This window comes from Pseudomonas sp. ArH3a, assembly GCF_022648765.1.
Lineage (GTDB): Bacteria > Pseudomonadota > Gammaproteobacteria > Pseudomonadales > Pseudomonadaceae > Aquipseudomonas.
The window spans coordinates 5,743,166-5,764,854 of sequence record NZ_CP080330.1; the positions used below are offsets into that span (position 1 = coordinate 5,743,166).

Annotated in this window: 16 protein-coding genes; 6 read left to right on the top strand and 10 right to left on the bottom strand. The window is 60.6% G+C overall.

Annotated features, from left to right (window positions below):
* The first annotated feature begins 23 nt into the window (after positions 1 to 23).
* On the top strand, positions 24 to 1,730 hold the full coding sequence (gene nagE / locus K0P33_RS26345; protein WP_242152367.1) for an N-acetylglucosamine-specific PTS transporter subunit IIBC: 1,707 nt from the start codon (positions 24 to 26) through the stop codon (positions 1,728 to 1,730).
* A gap of 198 nt (positions 1,731 to 1,928) precedes the next feature.
* On the opposite strand, the gene K0P33_RS26350 is transcribed toward nagE, so the two are convergent.
* The 3 genes from K0P33_RS26350 to purL form a co-directional block, all read right to left on the bottom strand.
* A complete protein-coding gene (locus K0P33_RS26350) occupies positions 1,929 to 2,396 on the bottom strand; it encodes a Rid family hydrolase (protein ID WP_242152370.1) in 468 nt (155 codons plus the stop codon).
* 197 nt (positions 2,397 to 2,593) lie between these two features.
* Positions 2,594 to 2,905, bottom strand: a complete 312-nt coding sequence (locus K0P33_RS26355; RefSeq protein WP_242152373.1) for an NGG1p interacting factor NIF3 — start codon at positions 2,903 to 2,905, stop codon at positions 2,594 to 2,596.
* 4 nt (positions 2,906 to 2,909) lie between these two features.
* Entirely contained in the window at positions 2,910 to 6,806 is a 3,897-nt protein-coding gene (purL, locus tag K0P33_RS26360) for a phosphoribosylformylglycinamidine synthase (RefSeq protein ID WP_242152375.1), read from the bottom strand.
* Between the two features lie 286 nt (positions 6,807 to 7,092).
* On the opposite strand from purL, the gene mltF reads away from it, so the two are divergent.
* On the top strand, positions 7,093 to 8,553 hold the full coding sequence (gene mltF / locus K0P33_RS26365) for a membrane-bound lytic murein transglycosylase MltF (RefSeq protein WP_094949453.1): 1,461 nt from the start codon (positions 7,093 to 7,095) through the stop codon (positions 8,551 to 8,553).
* A gap of 134 nt (positions 8,554 to 8,687) precedes the next feature.
* Here mltF and K0P33_RS26370 read toward each other — a convergent pair whose 3' ends face one another.
* From K0P33_RS26370 to treP, 5 genes are all read right to left on the bottom strand, one after another.
* Positions 8,688 to 8,966 (bottom strand): PTS transporter subunit EIIB, encoded by a 279-nt coding sequence (locus tag K0P33_RS26370; RefSeq protein ID WP_242152378.1) that lies wholly within the window; start codon positions 8,964 to 8,966, stop codon positions 8,688 to 8,690.
* A 2-nt stretch (positions 8,967 to 8,968) separates the two neighbouring features.
* The gene (ptsP, locus tag K0P33_RS26375) at positions 8,969 to 11,500 is read right to left on the bottom strand and encodes a phosphoenolpyruvate--protein phosphotransferase (protein ID WP_242152382.1); all 2,532 of its coding nucleotides are present in this window, start codon (positions 11,498 to 11,500) and stop codon (positions 8,969 to 8,971) included.
* Positions 11,501 to 11,652: 152 nt separating this feature from the next.
* A complete protein-coding gene (locus K0P33_RS26380; protein ID WP_094949450.1) occupies positions 11,653 to 12,873 on the bottom strand; it encodes a carbohydrate porin in 1,221 nt (406 codons plus the stop codon).
* A gap of 72 nt (positions 12,874 to 12,945) precedes the next feature.
* Positions 12,946 to 14,592: an alpha,alpha-phosphotrehalase gene (treC, locus tag K0P33_RS26385; RefSeq protein WP_094949449.1), complete on the bottom strand. Its 1,647-nt coding sequence runs from the start codon at positions 14,590 to 14,592 to the stop codon at positions 12,946 to 12,948.
* A 64-nt stretch (positions 14,593 to 14,656) separates the two neighbouring features.
* Positions 14,657 to 16,099: a PTS system trehalose-specific EIIBC component gene (gene treP, locus K0P33_RS26390; RefSeq protein ID WP_094949448.1), complete on the bottom strand. Its 1,443-nt coding sequence runs from the start codon at positions 16,097 to 16,099 to the stop codon at positions 14,657 to 14,659.
* A 253-nt stretch (positions 16,100 to 16,352) separates the two neighbouring features.
* On the opposite strand from treP, the gene treR reads away from it, so the two are divergent.
* From treR to K0P33_RS26410, 4 genes are read left to right on the top strand one after another with little or no spacing between them, the layout of a single operon-like run.
* Positions 16,353 to 17,057, top strand: coding sequence for a trehalose operon repressor (gene treR, locus K0P33_RS26395; protein ID WP_094949447.1), 705 nt, complete (start codon positions 16,353 to 16,355; stop codon positions 17,055 to 17,057).
* A 20-nt stretch (positions 17,058 to 17,077) separates the two neighbouring features.
* Positions 17,078 to 17,848, top strand: a complete 771-nt coding sequence (locus K0P33_RS26400; RefSeq protein ID WP_094949446.1) for an APH(3')-II family aminoglycoside O-phosphotransferase — start codon at positions 17,078 to 17,080, stop codon at positions 17,846 to 17,848.
* A gap of 17 nt (positions 17,849 to 17,865) precedes the next feature.
* On the top strand, positions 17,866 to 18,048 hold the full coding sequence (locus tag K0P33_RS26405) for a hypothetical protein (protein WP_141240509.1): 183 nt from the start codon (positions 17,866 to 17,868) through the stop codon (positions 18,046 to 18,048).
* A 4-nt stretch (positions 18,049 to 18,052) separates the two neighbouring features.
* Positions 18,053 to 18,364 carry a hypothetical protein gene (locus K0P33_RS26410; protein ID WP_094949460.1) on the top strand — a complete coding sequence of 104 codons (312 nt, stop codon included), beginning with the start codon at positions 18,053 to 18,055 and terminating at the stop codon, positions 18,362 to 18,364.
* Between the two features lie 182 nt (positions 18,365 to 18,546).
* Here the strand turns inward: K0P33_RS26410 and guaA are convergent, their stop codons facing one another.
* Together guaA and guaB are read right to left on the bottom strand one after the other, a co-directional pair.
* Positions 18,547 to 20,124 carry a glutamine-hydrolyzing GMP synthase gene (gene guaA, locus K0P33_RS26415; protein WP_094949445.1) on the bottom strand — a complete coding sequence of 526 codons (1,578 nt, stop codon included), beginning with the start codon at positions 20,122 to 20,124 and terminating at the stop codon, positions 18,547 to 18,549.
* 82 nt (positions 20,125 to 20,206) lie between these two features.
* Positions 20,207 to 21,676 carry an IMP dehydrogenase gene (gene guaB / locus K0P33_RS26420; protein WP_242152385.1) on the bottom strand — a complete coding sequence of 490 codons (1,470 nt, stop codon included), beginning with the start codon at positions 21,674 to 21,676 and terminating at the stop codon, positions 20,207 to 20,209.
* Positions 21,677 to 21,689: the final 13 nt, after the last annotated feature.

Sequence of the window (21,689 nt, forward strand, 5' to 3'; positions counted from 1 at the left end):
AACAAGAAAAAGGGAGACACGCCATGTACCAACATTTTATCGAAGGCTTACAACGCCTGGGCCGCGCGCTGATGCTGCCGATCGCGATCCTGCCGATCGCCGGCCTCTTGCTGCGCCTGGGCGACACCGACTTGCTCAACATCGCGGTGATGCACGACGCCGGGCAAGCGATCTTCGCCAACCTGGCGTTGATCTTCGCCATCGGTATCGCCGTGGGGTTTGCCCGCGACAATAACGGCACGGCAGGGTTGGCCGGGGCGATTGGTTACCTGGTGATGGTCTCCACGCTCAAGGTGATGGACACCAGCATCAACATGGGCATGCTCGCGGGTATCGCCAGCGGCTTGATGGCCGGTGGGCTGTACAACCGCTTCAAGGACATCAAGCTGCCGGAGTACCTCGCTTTCTTTGGCGGGCGACGGTTTGTGCCGATCGTCACCGGCTTTTCGGCGGTGGCCCTGGGTGTGATCTTCGGCCTGATCTGGCCGCCGATCCAGCACGGCATCAACAGCTTCGGTGTGCTGCTGATGGAAAGCGGCAGCTTCGGCGCCTTCGTGTTCGGCGTGTTCAACCGCCTGCTGATCGTCACCGGCCTGCACCATATCCTCAACAACATGGCGTGGTTCGTGTTCGGCACCTTCACCGACCCGGTGACCGGCGCCGTGGTGACTGGCGACCTGACCCGCTACTTCGCCGGCGACCCCAAAGGTGGCCAGTTCATGACCGGCATGTTCCCGGTGATGCTGTTCGGCTTGCCCGCCGCGTGCCTGGCGATGTACCGCAACGCCCTGCCGGAACGCCGCAAAGTCATGGGCGGGATTTTCCTGTCGATGGCGCTGACCTCGTTTTTGACCGGCGTGACGGAGCCGATTGAGTTCGCGTTCATGTTCCTTGCGCCGTTTTTGTACCTGATTCACGCGGTGCTTACCGGCCTGTCGATGGCCGTGACCAATATGCTCAACATCCACCTCGGTTTTACCTTCTCCGGTGGCTTTATCGACATGGTGCTGGGCTGGGGCAAGTCCACCAACGGTTGGCTGGTGTTCCCCGTCGGCTTGGCTTACGCGCTGATCTACTACAGCGTGTTCAACTACTGCATCCGCCGCTTCAACCTGAAGACGCCTGGGCGTGAAGACATCCAGGTGGTGCAGGCCGAGGCGATGAGTGATAACCAGCGGGCCAGTGCATATATCCGTGCGCTGGGCGGTGCGGCTAACTTGCTGAGTGTCGGCGCCTGTACCACGCGCCTGCGGTTGGACATGGTGGATCGCAACAAGGCGGTAGATGCGGAGCTTAAAGCCCTCGGCGCCATGGCCGTGGTACGGCCGGGTAATGGCGGGAGCTTGCAGGTGGTGGTCGGGCCGATGGCCGACAGCATTGCCGATGAGATCCGCCTGGCGATGCCATCGTTTGTTGCCGCTGCACCTGTGACGGTCGCGCCTGTGGATAAGCCAGTTGCAGTGAATGTGCAAGAAGCCGAGAAATGGCTGAGCGCTTTGGGTGGTCGAGGGAATGTACGGCAACTGGACGCCGTGGCGATGACCCGGCTGCGGGTGGAGTTGGGGGATGATTCGGTGTTGTCAGAAGCTGAACTCACGGCGCTGGGCTGCCAGGGTGTGAGCCAGCTGGACAGCGGTGTTTGGCACCTGTTGATTGGTGACAAGGCATCGGGGTTGGGTGAGGCGCTGGAGCGGTTGGTCAGTGGCCGTGAGGTCGGCGTCAGGGCGTAAATCATCACGGCCTGAAGTGGCGTCATCGCAGGCAAGCCAGCTCCCACATTTTGATCCGTGCCCGACTTGGCAATGCGGTCGAATGTGGGAGCGGGCTTGCCCGCGATGACGACCGTATAGCCAACAAAAAACCCGCTGACCGAACCGGCCCAGCGGGTTTCTTTTATTCACAACCGGCGGATCAACAACCCAGCTGCATCACTTCGCCGCGATGCACTCGATTTCCATCCGGGCATTCCAGGCCAGTTCGGTACCACCGAACGCGCTGCGCGCCGGGTAGGGCTTTTTGAAATACTCTTTGTACACTTCGTTAAAGGCTGGCCATTCCTTGATGTCGGCCAGAAAAACCGTGCACTTGACCACATCCTTCAGCTCATAGCCGTTGGCCTTAAGCGTGGTCTTGATGTTTTCCAGGGCCTGCCGGGATTCCGGCACGATACCGCCTGACACCACTTTGTCGGAACCGTGCGCGTCGCCGATTTCCCCGGCGGTGTAAAACACATTGCCTACACGTACGCCATCGGAGAATGGCAGGTCGAAACGCCCTGAATCATAGAACTGGACGTTACCCTTGGCCTTAACCTCGGGTTTGCCGGCCCACGCGCCACCGGCTCCAATCAACATTGCCGCCAGAGCACTGCCTGCGATCCACTGGTTTTTCTTCATGTAGGAACACCTTCTCGACTGGGTCTAAGCCCGAGACATCCACGCGCCCGCCGATGCGGATGCGCTGTCTCGAAGCACCTGCGCGGCACACTACCGTCGCTGGCGACTTAGCCTCTGTAGGGGGTTTCTGTTTTCCAGGCACAAAAAACCCGCTGTCCGTGAAGGCCCAGCGGGTTTCTCGTTTCACCGCCGTCGGATCAAAAATCCGCCAGCTGCCACACCTCATACGCCGGTGTCTCGTAGGGATGGCTGAGTTTCAACGCAGCTACAACCGCCACGATCAACTCATCCGCCACCACCAGCTCAACTTTCCATTCTTCCACCACTTCAACCTGGCCGACTTGCCCGATAAACGGCTGACTGCCGTCCAATGCGCGAAATTGGCCCTGGCCCAGCACTTGCCAGGCGCAGCTGTCGTAGTGGCCGATGCGCCCGCCGCCTGCTGCGAAGACGGCGGTTTTCACCGTCTCAACAAAGCTATCGGGCACAAAGAAGCTGAGCTTGTACACCGCCTTAGTTCACCCACACGCGCGCGTTGCGGAACATGCGCATCCAGGCGCCGTCTTCGTTCCACTCTTCCGGGCGCCATGAGTTCTGCACAGCGCGGAATACACGCTCCGGGTGCGGCATCATGATGGTCACGCGGCCGTCGCGGCTGGTAAGGCCGGTGATCCCGCGCGGCGAGCCGTTCGGGTTGGCCGGGTAGCTTTCGGTGACCTTGCCGTGGTTGTCGACGAAACGCATCGACACGCAGCCGGACAGGTCAGCTTCGAGCAGGGCTTCTTCGCTTTCGAACTCGGCATGGCCTTCACCGTGGGCGATGGCGATTGGCATGCGCGAACCGGCCATGCCTTGCAGGAAGATCGAGTTGGATTCCTGCACCTGCACCATGGCGACACGGGCTTCGAACTGCTCGGAACGGTTACGCACAAAGTGCGGCCAGAACTCGCTGCCTGGGATCAGTTCGCTGAGGTTGGACATCATCTGGCAACCGTTGCACACACCCAGGGTGAAGCTGTCGTTGCGCTCGAAGAAACCTTGGAACGCATCACGGGCACGGCTGTTAAACAGGGCCGACTTGGCCCAGCCTTCACCGGCACCCAGCACGTCGCCGTAGGAGAAACCGCCGCAGGCCACCAGGCCTTTGAACTCGTTGAGGTCAACGCGACCGGCGAGGATGTCGCTCATGTGCACGTCGATCGCATTAAAGCCGGCACGGTCGAACGCAGCCGCCATTTCCACCTGGCCGTTGACGCCCTGCTCACGCAGTACCGCCACTTGTGGGCGAATGCCTTTTTTGATGTAAGGCGCGGCGATGTCCTGGTTGACGTCGAAGCTGAGCTTGGTGCTCAGGCCCGGGTTGTCTTCTTCCAGGATCACGTCGAATTCCTGCTCGGCGCAGTCGGCGTTGTCACGCAGGCGTTGGATCTGGTAGCTGGTCTCAGCCCACTGGCGCTGCAGCAAGCGGCGCTGGCCGGCAAACACCGTATCGCCATTAAAGGAGATATTGATTTCACCGTTGTTGATCGGCTGGCCGATCACCGCCACGCAGTCGTCCAGGCCAGCAGCGCTGAACTGTGCGAGTACGTCTGGGGTAGCGTCCTGACGAACCTGGATCACGGCGCCCAACTCTTCGTTGAACAGGATGCCGTTGATTTCGCGAGCATCCTCGGCAACGCTGTCGAGCACGATGTTCAGGCCGCAGTGACCGGCAAACGCCATCTCTACAACGCTGGTCAGCAAGCCGCCATCGGAACGGTCGTGGTATGCCAGCAGGTGGCCGTCGGCATTCAGGCCCTGGATCACGGCGAAGAAGGCTTTCAGGTCTTCGGCGTCATCCACGTCCGGCGCGTGCTTGCCGAGCTTGCCGTGGGTTTGCGCGAGGATCGAGGCGCCCATGCGGTTCTGGCCACGGCCCAGGTCGATCAGGATCAGATCGGTGGTGCCCTTGTCCATGCGCAGTTGCGGGGTCAGGGTCTGGCGAATGTCAGTGACCGGTGCGAAACCGGTGACGATCAGCGACAGCGGCGAGGTAACGCTCTTGTCGGTGCCGTCTTCGTTCCAACGGGTGGCCATGGACATCGAGTCCTTGCCCACCGGAATGGTGATGCCCAGTTCCGGGCACAGTTCCATGCCGACAGCCTTGACGGTGTCGTACAGGCGCGCGTCTTCACCCGGGTGGCCGGCAGCGGACATCCAGTTGGCCGACAGTTTGATGTCGGACAGCTTGCCGATGCGCGACGCGGCGATGTTGGTGAGCGTTTCACCAATGGCCATGCGGCCCGACGCCGGAGCGTCCAGCAGGGCCAGCGGCGTGCGCTCGCCCATCGCCATGGCTTCACCGGTGTACACATCGAAGCTGGTGGCGGTGACGGCAACGTCGGCCACCGGCACTTGCCATGGGCCAACCATTTGGTCACGGGCAACCAGGCCGGTGATGGTGCGGTCGCCGATGGTGATCAGGAAGCTTTTGCTGGCAACCGCCGGGTGGTGCAGCACGCGTTCGATGCTGTCGGCCAATTCCAGTGCGCTTGGGTCGAAATCATCGCCCAGCTCGGCTTCACGTACCGCCGAACGGTGCATGCGCGGGGCTTTGCCCAGCAGCACTTCCAGTGGCATGTCGACCGGGCTGTTGCCGTAGTGGCTGTCGGTAACCGTCAGCTGCGGCTCAGCCGTGGCTTCGCCAACCACGGCAAACGGGCAACGCTCGCGTTCGCAGATGGCCTGGAAGCGCGCGAAGTCTTCAGGGCCAACGGCCAGAACGTAGCGTTCCTGGGATTCGTTACTCCAGATCTCGTGCGGGGCCATGCCCGGCTCGTCGTTTGGAATGTTGCGCAGTTCGAAACGACCACCGCGCTCGCCATCGTTGACCAGTTCCGGGAAGGCGTTGGACAAACCACCCGCGCCGACGTCGTGGATGAAGCTGATCGGGTTCTTGTCACCCAACTGCCAGCAACGGTCGATAACTTCCTGGCAACGGCGTTCCATTTCAGGGTTTTCGCGCTGTACGGAAGCGAAGTCCAGGTCAGCCGAGCTGGTACCGGTGGCCATGGAAGAGGCTGCGCCGCCGCCCAGGCCGATCAACATCGCCGGGCCGCCGAGCACGATCAGCTTGGAGCCGACCAGAATCTCGCCTTTCTTGACGTGTTCTTCACGGATGTTGCCCATGCCGCCGGCCAACATGATCGGCTTATGGTAGCCGCGCACTTCATCGCCACGCGGGGTGGTGATGGATTGTTCAAAGGTACGGAAATAGCCGGTCAGCGCCGGGCGGCCGAACTCATTGTTGAACGCGGCGCCGCCCAGCGGGCCTTCGATCATGATGTCCAGCGCGGTAACGATGCGCTCAGGCTTGCCGTACGGCACTTCCCACGGCTGTTCGAAGCCCGGGATCTGCAGGTTGGACACGGTGAAACCGGTCAGGCCAGCCTTTGGCTTGGCGCCACGGCCGGTCGCACCTTCGTCGCGGATCTCACCGCCGGAACCGGTGGCTGCGCCCGGGAACGGGGCAATCGCGGTCGGGTGGTTGTGGGTTTCAACCTTCATCAGGATGTGCACCGGCTCCTGCACCGCGCCGTACTGGCGGGTTTCAGGGTCCGGGAAGAAACGGCCGGCGACGGAGCCGACGATCACCGAGGCGTTGTCTTTATAAGCCGACAGAACGCCTTCGCTGTGCATCACGTAGGTGTTCTTGATCATGCCGAACAGGCTTTTTTCCTGGCTCTGGCCGTCGATATCCCAACTGGCGTTGAAGATCTTGTGACGGCAGTGCTCGGAGTTGGCCTGCGCAAACATCATAAGCTCGATGTCATGCGGGTTGCGCGCAAGGCCGGTGAAGGCGTTGACCAGGTAGTCGATCTCGTCTTCAGCCAGGGCCAGGCCCAGTTCGGTGTTGGCCTTCTCGAGGGCGGCGCGGCCACCGCCAAGCACATCAATCGCGGTCAGCGGTTTGGGCTCGGCATGGCTGAACAGGCCGGCAGCCTGTTCCAGCTGGCTGACGATGATCTGGGTCATGCGGTCGTGCAGGCTGCTGGCGATCAGCTCGGCTTCGGCATCGCTGAACTGGCCAGCGACGTAGAAAGCGATACCGCGCTCCAGGCGCTGGATTTTTTCCAGGCCACAGTTGCGGGCGATATCACTGGCCTTGCTCGACCAGGGCGAGATGGTGCCGAACCGTGGCAGAACCAGGAACAAGCGGCCGTTAGGCTCTTGAACGGGAACGCTTGGGCCGTACTTCAGAAGGCGTGCCAGCACTTGCTGTTCGTCGGCGGTCAACACGCCGGTAACGTCGGCGAAGTGAGCAAATTCAGCATACAAGCCTGTAACCGTTGGAACCTTTTGGCTCAGTTGCTCAAGGAGTTTGCTGTGGCGAAAGGCAGAAAGGGCAGGAGCGCCGCGCAGGATCAACATCTTCGGGACAGCCTCGGGAAGGGGTGTGCTTTGAGGCCGTGCATTCTAGCGTAAACCGTCGCCAACGGCACCCGAAACGGCACGGCTGACCGCTGCCGAACGTCAGTTGGCAGGGTTTGCACGGTATCGGGGCGTTTTCCAAGGGTTGGCGCGCAGTTATTTTAACCGTCATAAACCCTCGCCAACCCGCGTTTCTGCGGGCTGCAGCCCAGTTTTGAGGGTGCTAGCAGACAAGTCCCCTGCTGTCGAGATATGGCGCCGTGGGCCGTTTGCGTATACTGCGCAGATGTTCTCCCCTACTGCTTTGCGCCCGCGATGCGCCAAATGGCTTATCGCAACCGGACTCTTCCTGATGCTCAGCGCCTGTGTTGATAAACCCAGCACGCTCGAGCGAATCAAGGAGGATGGCGTATTGCGGGTGATTACCCGGAACAGCCCCGCTACTTATTTCCAGGACCGCAACGGTGAAACCGGTTTCGAATACGAACTGGTCAAGCGCTTTGCCGACGACCTGGGCGTTAAGCTGGAAATCGAGACGGCCGACAACCTCGATGACCTGTTCGGCCAATTGGGTAAACCCAACGGCCCGGTTCTGGCTGCCGCCGGCCTGGTCAGCAGCGAGCAGCGCAAGCAGCAGGTGCGTTTCTCCCATCCTTACCTGGAAGTGACCCCGCAGATCATCTACCGCAATGGCCAGTCCCGGCCTACTGCTCCGGCAGACTTGGTGGGCAAGAAGATCATGGTGCTCAAGGGCAGCATCCACGCCGAGCAATTGGCGGCGCTTAAAAAGCAGAACCCTGCGATTGAATACGAAGAATCCGACGCCGTTGAGGTGGTCGACCTACTGCGCATGGTCGACGAGGGTCAAATCGACCTGACCCTAGTGGACTCCAACGAAGTCGCGATGAACCAGGTGTACTTCCCCAACGTGCGCGTGGCCTTCGACCTCGGCAATGCCAGCAATCAGAGCTGGGCCGTGGCGGCCGGTGACGACAACAGCCTGCTCAACGAGATCAACAGCTACCTGGACAAGGTCGAGAAGAACGGCACCCTGCAGCGCCTTAAAGACCGCTATTACGGGCACGTGGATGTACTCGGTTATGTCGGCGCCTACACCTTTGCCCAGCACTTGCAGCAACGCTTGCCCAAATACGAGAAGGACTTCCGGGCCTACGCCAAGAAAGAAAAAGTCGATTGGCGCCTATTAGCAGCCATCGGCTATCAGGAATCGCTGTGGCAACCGACCGTCACCTCCAAGACCGGCGTGCGCGGCCTGATGATGCTGACCCAGAACACCGCCCAGGCGATGGGCGTGTCCAACCGCCTGGATGCTAAGCAAAGCATCATGGGCGGCGCCAAATACCTGGCCAAGATCAAGGATGAGCTGGACGATAGCATCGCCGAGCCGGATCGCACCTGGTTCGCCCTCGCCGCCTACAACGTCGGCACCGGCCATCTGGAAGACGCACGCACGTTGGCGAAGAAGGATGGCCTGAACCCGAACAAGTGGCTAGACGTTAAGAAGATGTTGCCGCGCCTGTCGCAGAAGCAGTGGTACAGCAAGACCCGTTACGGCTATGCGCGCGGCGGCGAGCCGGTGCACTTTGTGGCGAACATCCGGCGTTACTACGACATCCTCACCTGGGTGACCCAGCCGCAGCTGGAAGGCAACCAGGTGGTCGAAGGCAACTTGCATGTGCCGGGTGTGGATAAGACCAAGCCGCCGGAAGATAACCCGAAGCTGTAGCGCTCTCCCAAACATCACAAAACTAATGTGGGAGCGGGCTTGCTCGCGAAAGCGGTGGGTCAGTCGATACATCTGGTGACTGACACTCCCTCTTCGCGAGCAAGCCCGCTCCCACATATAGATCTGCTCTTGGCTTAGAGACCGGTGATCAAATGAACGACCCCACCGGTCAAGACCATCACACCCGGCACACCCGCCGCCTTGAGTGCCGGTTCATCCAACCGCCCCGCATCCTGCAATTGCACACGCACCCGCGTCAGCGCCACGCGTTGTTGTGACTTGAGGTTATCCGCGCCGCCCAATGCCTTCAGTACATCGGCCGACAACAGACTCGGGGTCGCCGTCACCGCCGTCTCGGCAATCAAGTCCGGGGTCAGGGCTTTCCAGAACGCCCGCTGCAATTTCTCGAACATGCTCAGTGCTCCACAACAGGTGAGGTTTCAACAGTGGCCGCGTGGTACAGGCGCAGGGCCTCGCGTACTTGGGCGGCTTCTTCCAAGCCCAGCACCTGGCGGGCGATGCTCTGGCAGTCGGCCAGGTCCAGCTCACGCACGGTGGCCTTGATGGTCGGGATCAGCGGCACGCTGACCGACAATTCATCCACGCCGAGCCCGATCAACACCGGCACCGCCAGCGCTTCGGACGCCAGCGCACCACACACACCGACCCACTTGCCATGGGCATGCGCGGCCTTGACGGTGGTGGCAATCAGGCGCAGTACCGACGGGTGAAAGCTGTCGGCCTGGCTCGCCAAACGTGGATGGTCACGGTCCATGGCCAGGGTGTATTGGGTCAGGTCATTGGTGCCAATGGAGAAGAAATCCACATGCGGGGCAAAAACGTCGGCCATCAGCGCCGCAGACGGCACCTCGATCATGATCCCCAGCTTTGGCAGTTCCTTGAGCCCCAGCGCCAGCGCTTCCTCCTCAAGAATCTTGCGCGCCAGGTGCAGCTCCGACAACAGGCTGACCATCGGCAACATGATATGCAGCCGTGCGAAACCGGCGCTGGCGAGGATCGCGCGGAACTGTTCGCGCAGCAGCTCCGGGCGCTCCAGGCACAGGCGAATACCGCGCAAGCCGAGGAACGGGTTGGTTTCGCTTTCCATCGGTACATAGGCCAACGGCTTGTCGCCACCGACGTCCAGGGTGCGCACCACCAAATTACGCTCGGTGCCCAGGGCGCGGGCGATGGCGGTGTAAGTGCCGGCCTGCTCCTCGGGGCTGGGTGCGCGGTTGCGGTCCAGGTAGAGGAACTCCGAACGCAACAGGCCGACGCCTTCACCGCCCAAGGCCAGGGATTGCTCGACCTCCTGCAACGACGCGACGTTGGCCGTGACCTCGACGTGATGGCCGTCGCGGGTGGTGGCCGGCAAGGCGGCTTGCGCCACTTCACGCTGACGGCGCTGCATTTGCTGATAGCGGGCAGCCTGCAGTTTTTCGATTTCAGCCAGGTCCGGCACCAGGTGCAGCTCACCTTTGTCGGCGTCGAGCAGGACTTGTTTGCCATTGGCCAGCGTCAGCACGTGCACCGGCACACCGCAAATCGCCGGCAGGCCGAGCGCGCGAGCGAGGATCGCGACATGGCTGGTCGCCCCGCCGCCGACGGTGACAAACCCCAGCACCTTGCGCGTATCCAGGCTGGCGGTTTGCGACGGGGTCAGTTGCTCGGCGATCAGGATGGCCTGCTCGGGTAAATCCCATGCCCGGTCCTGGATACCGAGGATCAGTTTGAGCACGCGCTGGCCCACATCGGCCAAGTCCGCCGCACGTTCGGCGAGCAGTGCATTGCCCAGGCCCTGGAACAAGGTGGCAGTGGTCACCGTGGCCCGGTTCCAGGCAAAAGCAGCACTTTTGCCATTAGCCAACTGGGCATGGGCTTGCTCGAGCAAGGTTGGATCTTCGAGCAGTTCTTGATGGGCGCGAAAAATCTCCGCCTGGGCACTGCCGGCCGCTTTGGCTTGCAAGGCTTGCAGCGCCTCGGCGGCCGCCAACAGGCCACGCGCCAGTGCGGCACGCTCAATCGCCTCGCCACTCCCGGCTTCGGTAATGTTCAGTTCCGGCTCAGCCACTTGCACCACCTGGCCAAACGCCGAACCCGGCGACGCACACACGCCGCGCAACAAGGTGGCCGACGATACCGGCGCGACAGGTTTGACCACTTCACGCGTTGGCGCGATTGTCTCGCCACAGCCCTCGGCCAACAGCGCCACCAGCGCGTTGATTGCCGCTTCGGCATCGTCGCCGGCCGCGCTCACCTGCAAGGAATCGCCCTGCACGGTTTGCAACGCCATGATCGCCACCAAGGATTTTGCGTTGGCGCTCTGGGTTTGCTTGTGCAGGTAAATGCTCGCGCTGAACCCCTTCGCCGCCTGGGCAAACACCGCCGCAGGACGCGCGTGCAAGCCGTTGGCGTTGGGCAAGGTCAGCGGTTTGGAGAACAGTGCATCGCCCTCCTCCTCATCCACTGTTGCAGCCGCTTCGCCAGGTGACACACGCAGCAGCGGCTGGCCCACATCCACCAGAGCACCGTCCGGCGTCAGCAGCGTAAACGGCTCGCCGCTGACCACCAACATCAAGGTCAGCAAACTGCGTGCATTGAGCGCCACGTAGTCAGCATCGAATTCAATCAGCGGCTGCCCGACCTCCACCCGCTGGCCTTCCTTCACCAGCGGCGTGAAGCCCTGGCCCGCCAGGTTTACGGTGTCCAGGCCGATATGCATCAGCACCTGGACGCCGTTGTCGTCGGTAACGCTGACCGCATGACCACTGTCCTGGATACTGCTGATCACCCCGGCCAACGGCGCGCAAAGGGTCTGCGAGGTGGGATCGATGCACAGGCCGTCGCCGATCATGCGACTGGCGAACACCGGGTCGGGCACCTGATCCAGCGCCAGCAGCACACCGGACAGCGGCGCCAGCAGTTCCAGGGGTTGAGTTGTGGTCATGACTTCACCTGCTGTTTTGTTCTGTAAAAATCATAGGGCCAACAACGGTCCAATGTGGGAGCTGGCTTGCCTGCGATAGCATCGCCTCGGTGTCACTGAAAAACCGAGTCGCTCGCATCGCAGGCAAGCCAGCTCCCACAGTGAGTCCGTGTTTATTTCCACCAGTATTCGACCTGCACACCCACGTTCGAGCCATGCCGCGCCGTGCCGTAGGCGCCGGTGTCGGACAACGCCGAGCCCGCCGCCAGTTCATTTGCCGCACGCTTGGCCGCTTCGTTCCAGGTTGCATAGGTGTAGTACAAACGCACTTCCGGCCGTGCCCAGAAATCTGGGCCTTTAGGCGACCAGGTCGGGGCAAAGGTAAATTTGCTCAGCTTGCGCGTACCGCCGGCAGCGTCGACCTGATCATGCCCAAGTTCGGTGACCAGCTTGAACTGTTCGCTGATGGCATACGCCGGGCGCACACCGATGGACATCCAGGTCTGGTCCTGGCTGCCTGGGCGAATGTCTTTCTGGTACACCGCCTCGACCTGCCCGCCGAAACGCGGGGTGATCTGCCAGTCGAAAAACTCCACGGCGCGGTAGCTTTTGCTGCTGTTATCCAGGGCCGTATTACCGGTGTAGCCCAAGCCGGTGCCGGGGCCTTCGCCGTACTGCAAGGCGAATTTGTTTTTACCGCCAAGGAAAGCTTTTTGCACATGCTGCGCCGTGATCGCCCAGCCACTGTTGGCATCACGCCCGCCGGCTTTTTCAATGTAGCTCAAGCCCAACTCGAGCTCACCGCCGGGGTTGGTCTTGAAGCCCGCGACGTTGAAGTCGTGGCGGGTGGCGTATTCCTTCTGGTACAGGTTGTCTTTGCGCGACAGGGCGTAGCTGTATTTGAGGTCGCCGATTTTTACGTCCTCGACACCGCCGCCGGTGGCGCTCTGGTTCCAGTAGTAGAAGTCGGAGATATGGATGTCGTTACGTTTGTAGTAACGCCGCCCGGCCCACACCGAGCCGCCATTGAGGCTGGGCAGGTTGGACCACTGCGCATACATCTGCGGCATGCGCGCCGAGCCGTTGTCTTCGCCCTGGAATTTCAGGGCACGGTCGTACTTGTTGTACAGCGATGCCATGGCATCGACGCTGAGCACCGAGCCGTCGTCGAGGGTCAGCAGGTCCTGGCGCAATTCAAGTTCGGCGTATTGCTCGCATTCGTTGCCCAAGCGGTATTTGGATTGCGCCCCCGGCAGTTGGAAGCATTGCTGCTTGCCGCTGCCCGTTGAAGTGCCCGCGCCGCTGCGCAAGTAACCAGCAAACTCGAGGGCCTGAGCGGCAAAAGGTGCGCTAAGACATGATGCAATGAGGCCCAGCTTTATTGTTGTTTTCATGAAGCACTCCGGTATTTTTATTATGATTTTTTCAAGCGCCCCCGCACGCTCATACGGGGGTTACAGCGGGCCTCAATCCTTGAGGTGCAGCACAAACGATTCGTAAGGTCGCAACACCACCGTGCGCGTACGCACCGGGCAGTCGGGGTAGTTGCTGATCAGCAGGCGTTGCTCGCTCGTCGCGTCGATGACGCCTTGGGGCAGTTGGATTTCGCAGGGCTTGGCATAAAAGTTATTCAGCACCAGCAAGCGCTCGCCCTGCCCTTCGCGCACGTACGCCCAAACCTGGAGATGGTCTTGTAGCAACTGGCGATAAACGCCTTCCTGGATCAGCGGCTCAAGGCGACGCAGCGCGATCAGCGCGCGGTAGTGATGCAACACCGAGTCTGGGTCATCCAGTTGGCTCTCGACGTTGATCTGCTGCGCATTCGCCGGGATGCCGATCCACGGTTCACCCGTGCTGAAACCGGCGTTGGCGTTGCTGCTCCATTGCATCGGCGTGCGGCCGTTGTCGCGGGACTTCTGCATGATCGCCGCCATGCTCGACGCCTCGGATTCACCCGCATCACGCTTGAGACGGAAGATGTTCAGGGTCTCGACATCGCGGTACTGTTCGATTCTGTCGAAGCCCGGATTGGTCATGCCCAGCTCTTCGCCCTGGTACACATACGGCGTGCCTTGGAGGAAGTGCAGCGCGGTGGCAAGCATCTTGGCCGAGACCACACGGTGCTCGCCGTCGTCACCAAAACGCGAAACCACCCGCGGCTGGTCGTGGTTACACCAGAACAGCGCGTTCCAGCCGCCACCGGCCTGCATGCCCAGTTGCCAGTCGGAAAAAATTTGCTTGAGTTGCAGGAAATCGAAGTCGGCCTTCACCCACTTTTGCAGGTTCGGGTAATCCACTTTCAGGTGATGAAAGTTGAAGGTCATCGACAGCTCTTTCGACGCCGGATTGGAGTAGCGAATGCAGTGTTCCAGGCTGGTGGACGACATCTCGCCGACGTTGATCAGGTCGTGCCCCTCGAAGACTTCGCGGTGCATTTCCTGCAGGTATTCGTGCACGTTCGGGCCGTCGGTGTAGAAGCGGCGGCCGTCGGTGTTGTCTTCGGGGAAATCGGCGGGTTTGGAAATCAGGTTGATCACGTCCAAGCGGAAACCACCCACGCCTTTGTCGCGCCAGAAGCGCATCAGCTTGAACACTTCGGCGCGCACCTTGGGGTTGTCCCAATTCAGGTCGGCCTGGGTGTGGTCGAACAGGTGCAGGAAGTACTGGCCGGTTTGCGCCTCGTATTCCCAGGCCGAACCGCCGAACTTGGATTCCCAGTTATTCGGCTGGTCGCGCCAGATGTAGAAGTCGCGGTACGGGTTGTCGAGGCTGCTGCGCGCTTGCTGGAACCACTCGTGCTCAATGGAAGTGTGGTTGACCACAATGTCGAGCATCAGCTTGATGCCGCGCTTGGCCGCTTCGCTGATCAGCAGGTCGCAGTCGGCCATGGTGCCGTAGCTGGGGTCGATGGCGTAGTAGTCGCTGATGTCATAGCCGTTGTCGCGTTGCGGCGAGCGCAGGAACGGGGTGATCCACAGGCAATCCACGCCCAGCCACTTGAGGTAATCGAGCTTGTCCACGATGCCCAGCAGGTCACCGGTGGCGTTACCCGCGTGGCTATGGAAGCTTTTAGGGTAGATCTGGTAGATCACCGAGTGTTGCCAGTTTTGCATGGAGACTCCTTCAGCTTGGAATGCGATCAAATGTGGGAGCGGGCTTGCTCGCGAAAGCGGTCGGTCAGGCGACGCGATACCCCGGCCGCACAATTTTCATGCTTAACGCACAGGTCAGAACAAACGGCACCACAATCGCGATGACCATCCCGATGACAAAAACCGGGATGTACTGCGGAAGGATTGAGATAAACGCCGGCAAGCCACCCACGCCGATGGCCGAGGCGGTCACCTTGTTCAGCGACAGGAAAATGCTGCCCAGTGCCGACCCCAACAGGGCGGCGTAGAACGGAAATTTGAAGCGCAGGTTCACGCCAAACATCGCCGGCTCAGTGATGCCGAAGTAGGCGGAAATCGCCGAGGTCGAGGCCATGCTTTTGTCCCGCGCATTGCGGGTCATGTAGAACACGCCAAGTGCGGCGCTGCCCTGGGCCAAGTTGGACATGACGATCATCGGCCAGATAAAGGTGCCGCCCTGGGTAGAGATGAGCTGCAGGTCCACAGCGAGGAACATATGGTGCATGCCGGTGATCACCAGCGGCGCGTACAGCAGGCCGAAAATCGCACCGCCGACCATGGGTGCTAGGTCAAACAAGGTGACCACGCCTTCGGTAATCAGGATGCCCAGGTGACGAGTGATCGGGCCGATGATCGCCAGTGCCAGCACGCCGGTCACGACGATGGTGGTGATCGGCACCACCAGCAGTTGAATCGCGTTAGGCACGCGGGCCCGCAGCCATTTTTCGATGACGCTCATCACATACGCCGCCATCAGGATCGGCAGGATCTGCCCCTGATAACCGACTTTTTCAATCTTGAACCAGCCGAAAATATCGAAGTACGGCAGGCTCTGGCCGTCGAGGCCGGCCACCGCCTTGCCGTAGTTCCAGGCATTGAGCAGGTCGGGGTGTACCAGCATCAGGCCGAGCACGATGCCGAGGATTTCACTGCCGCCAAACCGCTTGGCCGCCGACCAGCCCACCAGCGCCGGCAGGAACACGAACGAGGTGTTGGCCATCAGGTTGATCAGGCTCCACAGGCCATCCAGGTTCGGATACGCCTCCAGCAGCGTCTTGCCCTCGATGAACATGCCCTGGGCGCCCATCAGGTTGTTTATGCCCATCAGCAGGCCGGCGATGATCAGCGCAGGCAGGATCGGCATGAACACATCGGAAAATACGCGCACCAGACGCTGCATGGCGTTGGTCTTGTCAGCGCCCTTCTTCTTCACGTCAGCGATGGTGGCGGCGGCAAGGCCGGTCTGTTCGCGCAGGGCGGCGTAGACCTTTTCCACCTCGCCTGGGCCGATCACTACCTGGAACAGGCCGCCAGTGAAGAACGAGCCCTTGACCAGGTCGACCTGGTTCAACGCGCTGCTGTTGACCAGACTCGGGTCCTTGAGCGCCAGTCGCAGGCGGGTCACGCAGTGGGCAGCTTGCTCAAGGTTGTCGCGGCCCCCGAGGTTCTCGAGAATCTGGTGGGCAATAGTCGAATAGTCGTGGCTCATGCTTGGTTTCCACTTTAATTTTTTTATTTGGGGGCAGTCATTGGCAGCACGCCGAGGCCAAAAGTACTCGTCTGTACGAGTTAAATCAACAACTCGTCTGTACGAGTAACAAATTGTTTATATTTCTGAATTTTGAGTCAGATATTTCCCTTTCTTCCATGTGGGTCCAATGGACAAACTTCACCTCTGCCACTAAGGTTCCTGCCTTGAACTGCGCAGTCCACCTTCATCAAGTCGGGCATAGAGCCAAACCATGAGCAAATACAACCAGATCTATACGGATCTGCTTGCCAGCATCACCACCGAACGCCTGCAACGCGGCACGCGCCTTCCCTCCGAAACCGAACTGATGGACGCCTACCAAGCCAGCCGTGGCACCGTGCGTCGTGCGATCGAGCAGTTGCAGGAACGCGGGTTTGCGCAAAAAATCCACGGCAAGGGCACCTTTGTGTTGTCGCCCAACCCCATCGAGTTCCAGTTGGGCGGCATCGTTAGCTTCCACGAAACCCATGCCGACCTGGGCGATGACGTACGCACTGAAGTCGTCGATTTCAGCCAATTCCCGCTGGAAGGCTCGCTGCTGCAACACATCGAAGCCGAACCCGGCACCCTGATCACCCGCATCAAACGGGTACGGCGCATCGGCGGCAAACGGGTGATCCTCGACATCAACCACTTCGTCGCCGAGCTGATCCCAGGCCTTGACCGCGACATCGCCGAGCAGTCGATCTACGCGTTTATCGAGCAAACGCTGCAGCTGCACATCAGCTTCGCCCAACGTACCATCGAAGCCCTGCCGCGCAGCAAAGACGACCAGGCACACCTGGACCTCGATGGCCAAAGCCATGTGATCGTGGTGAGCAACCAGACGTTTTTGCAGGATGGGCGGCAGTTCGAGTACACCGAATCACGGCATACGTTGGATAAGTTTTACTTTTCGGACATCGCGCGGCGCTGAGGCGAAAAAGGGCAAACACCGTGAATATCCCCAGCAAGTGGCGCGAACAGTTCCCGCAGGCGCTGATTGAGCAACAAGCCATCGGCGAATCGCGGGCGGACGTGTTTCGGCTGCACCAGGACGGTGGAGCAGACCTGTTCCTGAAGGCTGAGCCTGTGGGCGAATTCGGCGAACTTGCGCACGAAATTGAACGCCTTCGGTGGCTCCAGCAGGTTAATTTGCCGGCGCCCGTCGTGCTCGATGCGCTCACAGAAAACCATCACCACTGGCTGCTGATGACCGCCGTACCGGGGCAGGATCTGGCCAGCGCAAACACGCTGTCAGCCGCCCAAATTGTCGACATTTTGGCGACAGCCCTGCGTACCTTGCACCAGATACCTATTGCGCAATGCCCCTTCGATCACACCCTTGACCAGCGCATCGCGCTCGCTCGGCAGCACGTCAGTGCCGGGCTGGTCGATGCGGCGGATTTCGACGACGAACGCCTCGGACGCAGCGCCGAAGATGTGCTCGCCGAACTCTTGTCGACTCAGCCAAACACCCATGATCTGGTGGTGGCCCACGGTGACGCCTGCCTGCCAAATTTCATGGTGCAAGGCGGCCGTTTCAGCGGCTTTATCGACTGCGGGCGCCTGGGCGTCAGCGACCGTTATCAAGACTTGGCGCTGGCGGCGCGTAGCATCGAACGTAACCTTGGACCGGAATGGGTGAAGCCATTTTTCGAGCGTTATGGTGTTGAGCCTGATGAGCAGCGCATGAGGTTTTACTGCTTGCTGGATGAGTTTTTCTGAAATGCGTGGAGCCCAAAATGCAAAGCCCCAGCACATGGCCGGGGGTTGTTATGGCTTCATGGTCTCGCTGCGCGGTCATGCTGGACAGCGATAAAACAATGCTCAACGGCCATGACGATGATGGAGCCGCTCGCAAGCCTTTCTGGAAAGATTCACCCCACGGCATCTCATACTTATCCGAGTCAAAATATGAAGAATAACGCCATGTGCACGAGAAGCCTGTTGCTGAGTTTTTGCGCTGTATTACTGGTTGGCTGCACGGGAAGGGGCTTTCAACCGCCGCCTCCGGAATTTACCAATTGGAAGAAGGCCGGGGTGTCTGAAAAGGGCGTCAAGAACGCTATGACCGCATGCGGCTATACCAACCTCACAGGGACGGGGGACAGAACGCCGATTGACCAGGTACTCACGCAGTTTTATTGCATGAAAGACTCCGGCTTCAAGCGCACAGATAACATTGACCTGTGCAAGGAAGGCCGCATCGGAGAATCACCGGTGTGCGAAGGCCGCCGGTAATCCATTAGGGATTGAGCCATCTGGCACCGCAGGGATGTCGGCGGTAGCAGCGCTGGGCAGTTGCGCCTTCTCGACCGCCAGCATCGGCGAGCCAGGGGAGCCCAAAAAAGCCAAAAGCCCGCAATTACGCGGGCTCCAGGGCATTTCTTGCTAGATAGTGCCGGGCAATGCCGGACGTCCCATCATTCCCACTCAATCGTCGCCGGCGGCTTGCTCGACACGTCATACGTCACGCGCGAAATACCTTCGATCTCATTGATGATACGGCCGCTGACAGTTTCCAGCAGCTCATACGGCAGGTGCGCCCAACGCGCGGTCATGAAGTCGATGGTTTCCACCGCACGCAGGGCCACAACCCAGGCGTAACGACGGCCATCGCCTACAACGCCAACCGATTTCACCGGCTGGAACACCACGAAGGCTTGGCTGACTTTGTGGTACCAGTCGGCTTTGCGCAGTTCTTCGATGAAGATGTGGTCGGCGCGACGCAGCAGGTCGGCGTATTCCTTCTTCACTTCACCCAGGATGCGCACGCCCAGGCCCGGGCCTGGGAATGGGTGGCGGTAGACCATGTCGTACGGCAGGCCGAGTTCCAGGCCCAGACGGCGGACTTCGTCCTTGAACAGTTCACGCAGCGGTTCTACCAGCTTGAGGTTCATTTCCTCAGGCAGGCCACCCACGTTGTGGTGGGACTTGATCACGTGGGCCTTGCCGCTCTTGGCGCCGGCCGACTCGATCACGTCGGGGTAGATGGTGCCCTGGGCGAGGTACTTGATGTTGTCCAGGTGTTTGGCCTGGGCATCGAATACGTCGATGAAGGTGCGGCCGATGATCTTGCGCTTCTTCTCTGGGTCGGACTCGCCGGCCAGGTTGTTCAAGAACTGATCTTCAGCGTTGGCGCGGATCACCTTGACGCCCATGTTCTCGGCGAACATGGCCATCACTTGCTCGCCTTCGTGCAGGCGCAGCAGGCCGTTGTCGACGAAGACGCAGGTCAGTTGGTCGCCGATGGCTTTGTGCAGCAGCGCGGCAACCACGGAGGAGTCAACGCCGCCGGACAGGCCGAGCAGCACGTTGTCGGTGCCGACTTGGGCACGCACATTGGCGATGGCGTCTTCAGCGATTTTCGACGGGGTCCACAGCGCTTCGCACTGGCAGATGTCGAGGATGAAGCGCGACAGGATGCGCCCGCCTTGCTTGGTGTGGGTCACTTCCGGGTGGAACTGCACGCCGTAGTAGCCGCGCTCGTCGTTGAACATGCCGGCGATCGGGCAGCTCGGGGTGCTGGCCAGAATGTGGAAGTCTTCCGGCATCTTGGTGACCTTGTCACCGTGGCTCATCCACACGTCGAGGCCGAACAGGCCGTCGGCGTCGATGTGGTCTTCGATGCCATCCAGCAGGCGGCTCTTGCCGACCACGTCGACACGGGCGTAACCGAATTCACGCAGTTCGGAACCTTCAACCTTGCCGCCCAGTTGCTCGGCCATGGTCTGCATGCCGTAGCAGATACCGAAGACGGGCACGCCCAGGTCAAACACGGCTTGCGGGCAGCGCGGGCTGTTGGCTTCGTGCACGGACTCAGGGCCACCGGCGAGGATGACGCCTTTAGGTGCGAATTCGCGGATCGCTTCGTCATCCATGTCGAACGGATGCAGTTCGCAGTACACGCCGATTTCACGCACGCGGCGGGCGATCAGCTGGGTGTACTGGGAACCGAAGTCGAGGATCAGGATGCGGTGGGCGTGAATGTCGAGGGCCATGAAGTCAGTCTCGTCTAATGAATCAGAAACAACTCGGGGCTGAATAAAACAGCCCCGGTTACTTAACGTTTTGCTGGAAGCCTCAACCTACGCGGTAGTTTGGCGCTTCCTTGGTGATCTGCACGTCGTGGACATGGGACTCAGCCATGCCAGCGCCGGTGATCCGCACGAACTCTGGCTTGGTGCGCATTTCTTCGATGTTGGCGCTGCCGGTGTAACCCATCGAGGAACGCAGGCCGCCCATCAGTTGATGGATGATCGCGCTGAGGGTGCCTTTGTACGGCACACGGCCTTCGATGCCTTCCGGTACGAGCTTCTCGGCGCCTGCCGAGGAGTCCTGGAAGTAACGATCGGAGGAACCTTGCGCCTGGGACATGGCGCCCAGCGAACCCATGCCACGGTAAGCCTTGTACGAACGGCCCTGGAACAGTTCGATCTCGCCCGGCGCTTCTTCAGTACCGGCGAACATCGAGCCCATCATCACGCAGGAAGCACCGGCTACGATGGCCTTGGACAGGTCACCGGAGAAACGGATGCCGCCGTCGGCGATCAACGGTACGCCCGTGCCTTCAAGGGCAGCGGCGACGTTGGCGATGGCGCTGATTTGCGGCACGCCCACACCGGCGACGATGCGCGTGGTGCAGATCGAGCCAGGGCCGATACCGACCTTGACCGCATCGGCGCCGGCTTCGGCCAGGGCCTTGGCGGCTGCGCCGGTGGCAATGTTGCCGCCGATCACCTGGACGTCAGGGAAGTTCTGTTTGACCCAGCGAACGCGCTCGATCACGCCTTTGGAGTGACCGTGGGCGGTGTCGACCACTACCACGTCAACACCGGCAGCAACCAAGGCCGCCACGCGGTCACCGGTGTCTTTACCGGTACCCACAGCGGCGCCAACGCGCAGACGACCTTGGTCATCCTTGCTGGCCAACGGGTAGGCCTTGGCTTTTTCGATGTCGTTGACGGTCATCATGCCTTTGAGGGCGAATTTGTCGTCGACGATCAGCACGCGTTCGATGCGGTGCTTGTGCAGCAACTCACGAGCGTCGTCCTTGTCAGCACCTTCGCGGACAGTGACGAGGCGCTCTTTAGGCGTCATCACTTCGCGGACGGTGACTTCAAGACGGTTCTCGAAACGCACGTCACGGGAAGTGACGATGCCGACCAAGTCGCCATCGTGCAGTACCGGAACGCCGGAGATATTGTGCAGGCTGGTCAGTTCGAACAGGTCACGCACGGTGGCGTCGGCTTCGATGGTGATTGGATCTTTCACCACACCGGCTTCGTAACGCTTGACCTTGCGCACTTCGGCAGCTTGCTGCTCGATGGTCATGTTCTTGTGGATGATGCCGATGCCGCCTTCCTGAGCCATGGCAATTGCCAAACGGGCTTCGGTGACGGTGTCCATGGCAGCAGAAACCAGGGGAATATTCAGCTCGATGCCACGGGTTAGGCGGGTCTTGAGACTGACTTCGTTAGGAAGCACCTCGGAATAACCGGGCACTAGGAGAATGTCGTCGAATGTCAGAGCTTCTTGGCTGATACGCAGCATCGCGGGGGCTCCC

Coding starts and splice junctions, on each gene's coding strand:
- nagE (WP_242152367.1), top strand. CDS start 24: ATGTACCAACATTTTATCGAAGGCTTACAACGCCTGGGCCGCGCGCTG.
- K0P33_RS26350 (WP_242152370.1), bottom strand. CDS start 2,396: ATGAAGAAAAACCAGTGGATCGCAGGCAGTGCTCTGGCGGCAATGTTG.
- purL (WP_242152375.1), bottom strand. CDS start 6,806: ATGTTGATCCTGCGCGGCGCTCCTGCCCTTTCTGCCTTTCGCCACAGC.
- mltF (WP_094949453.1), top strand. CDS start 7,093: ATGTTCTCCCCTACTGCTTTGCGCCCGCGATGCGCCAAATGGCTTATC.
- K0P33_RS26370 (WP_242152378.1), bottom strand. CDS start 8,966: ATGTTCGAGAAATTGCAGCGGGCGTTCTGGAAAGCCCTGACCCCGGAC.
- ptsP (WP_242152382.1), bottom strand. CDS start 11,500: ATGACCACAACTCAACCCCTGGAACTGCTGGCGCCGCTGTCCGGTGTG.
- K0P33_RS26380 (WP_094949450.1), bottom strand. CDS start 12,873: ATGAAAACAACAATAAAGCTGGGCCTCATTGCATCATGTCTTAGCGCA.
- treC (WP_094949449.1), bottom strand. CDS start 14,592: ATGCAAAACTGGCAACACTCGGTGATCTACCAGATCTACCCTAAAAGC.
- treP (WP_094949448.1), bottom strand. CDS start 16,099: ATGAGCCACGACTATTCGACTATTGCCCACCAGATTCTCGAGAACCTC.
- treR (WP_094949447.1), top strand. CDS start 16,353: ATGAGCAAATACAACCAGATCTATACGGATCTGCTTGCCAGCATCACC.
- K0P33_RS26405 (WP_141240509.1), top strand. CDS start 17,866: ATGCAAAGCCCCAGCACATGGCCGGGGGTTGTTATGGCTTCATGGTCT.
- K0P33_RS26410 (WP_094949460.1), top strand. CDS start 18,053: ATGTGCACGAGAAGCCTGTTGCTGAGTTTTTGCGCTGTATTACTGGTT.
- guaA (WP_094949445.1), bottom strand. CDS start 20,124: ATGGCCCTCGACATTCACGCCCACCGCATCCTGATCCTCGACTTCGGT.
- guaB (WP_242152385.1), bottom strand. CDS start 21,676: ATGCTGCGTATCAGCCAAGAAGCTCTGACATTCGACGACATTCTCCTA.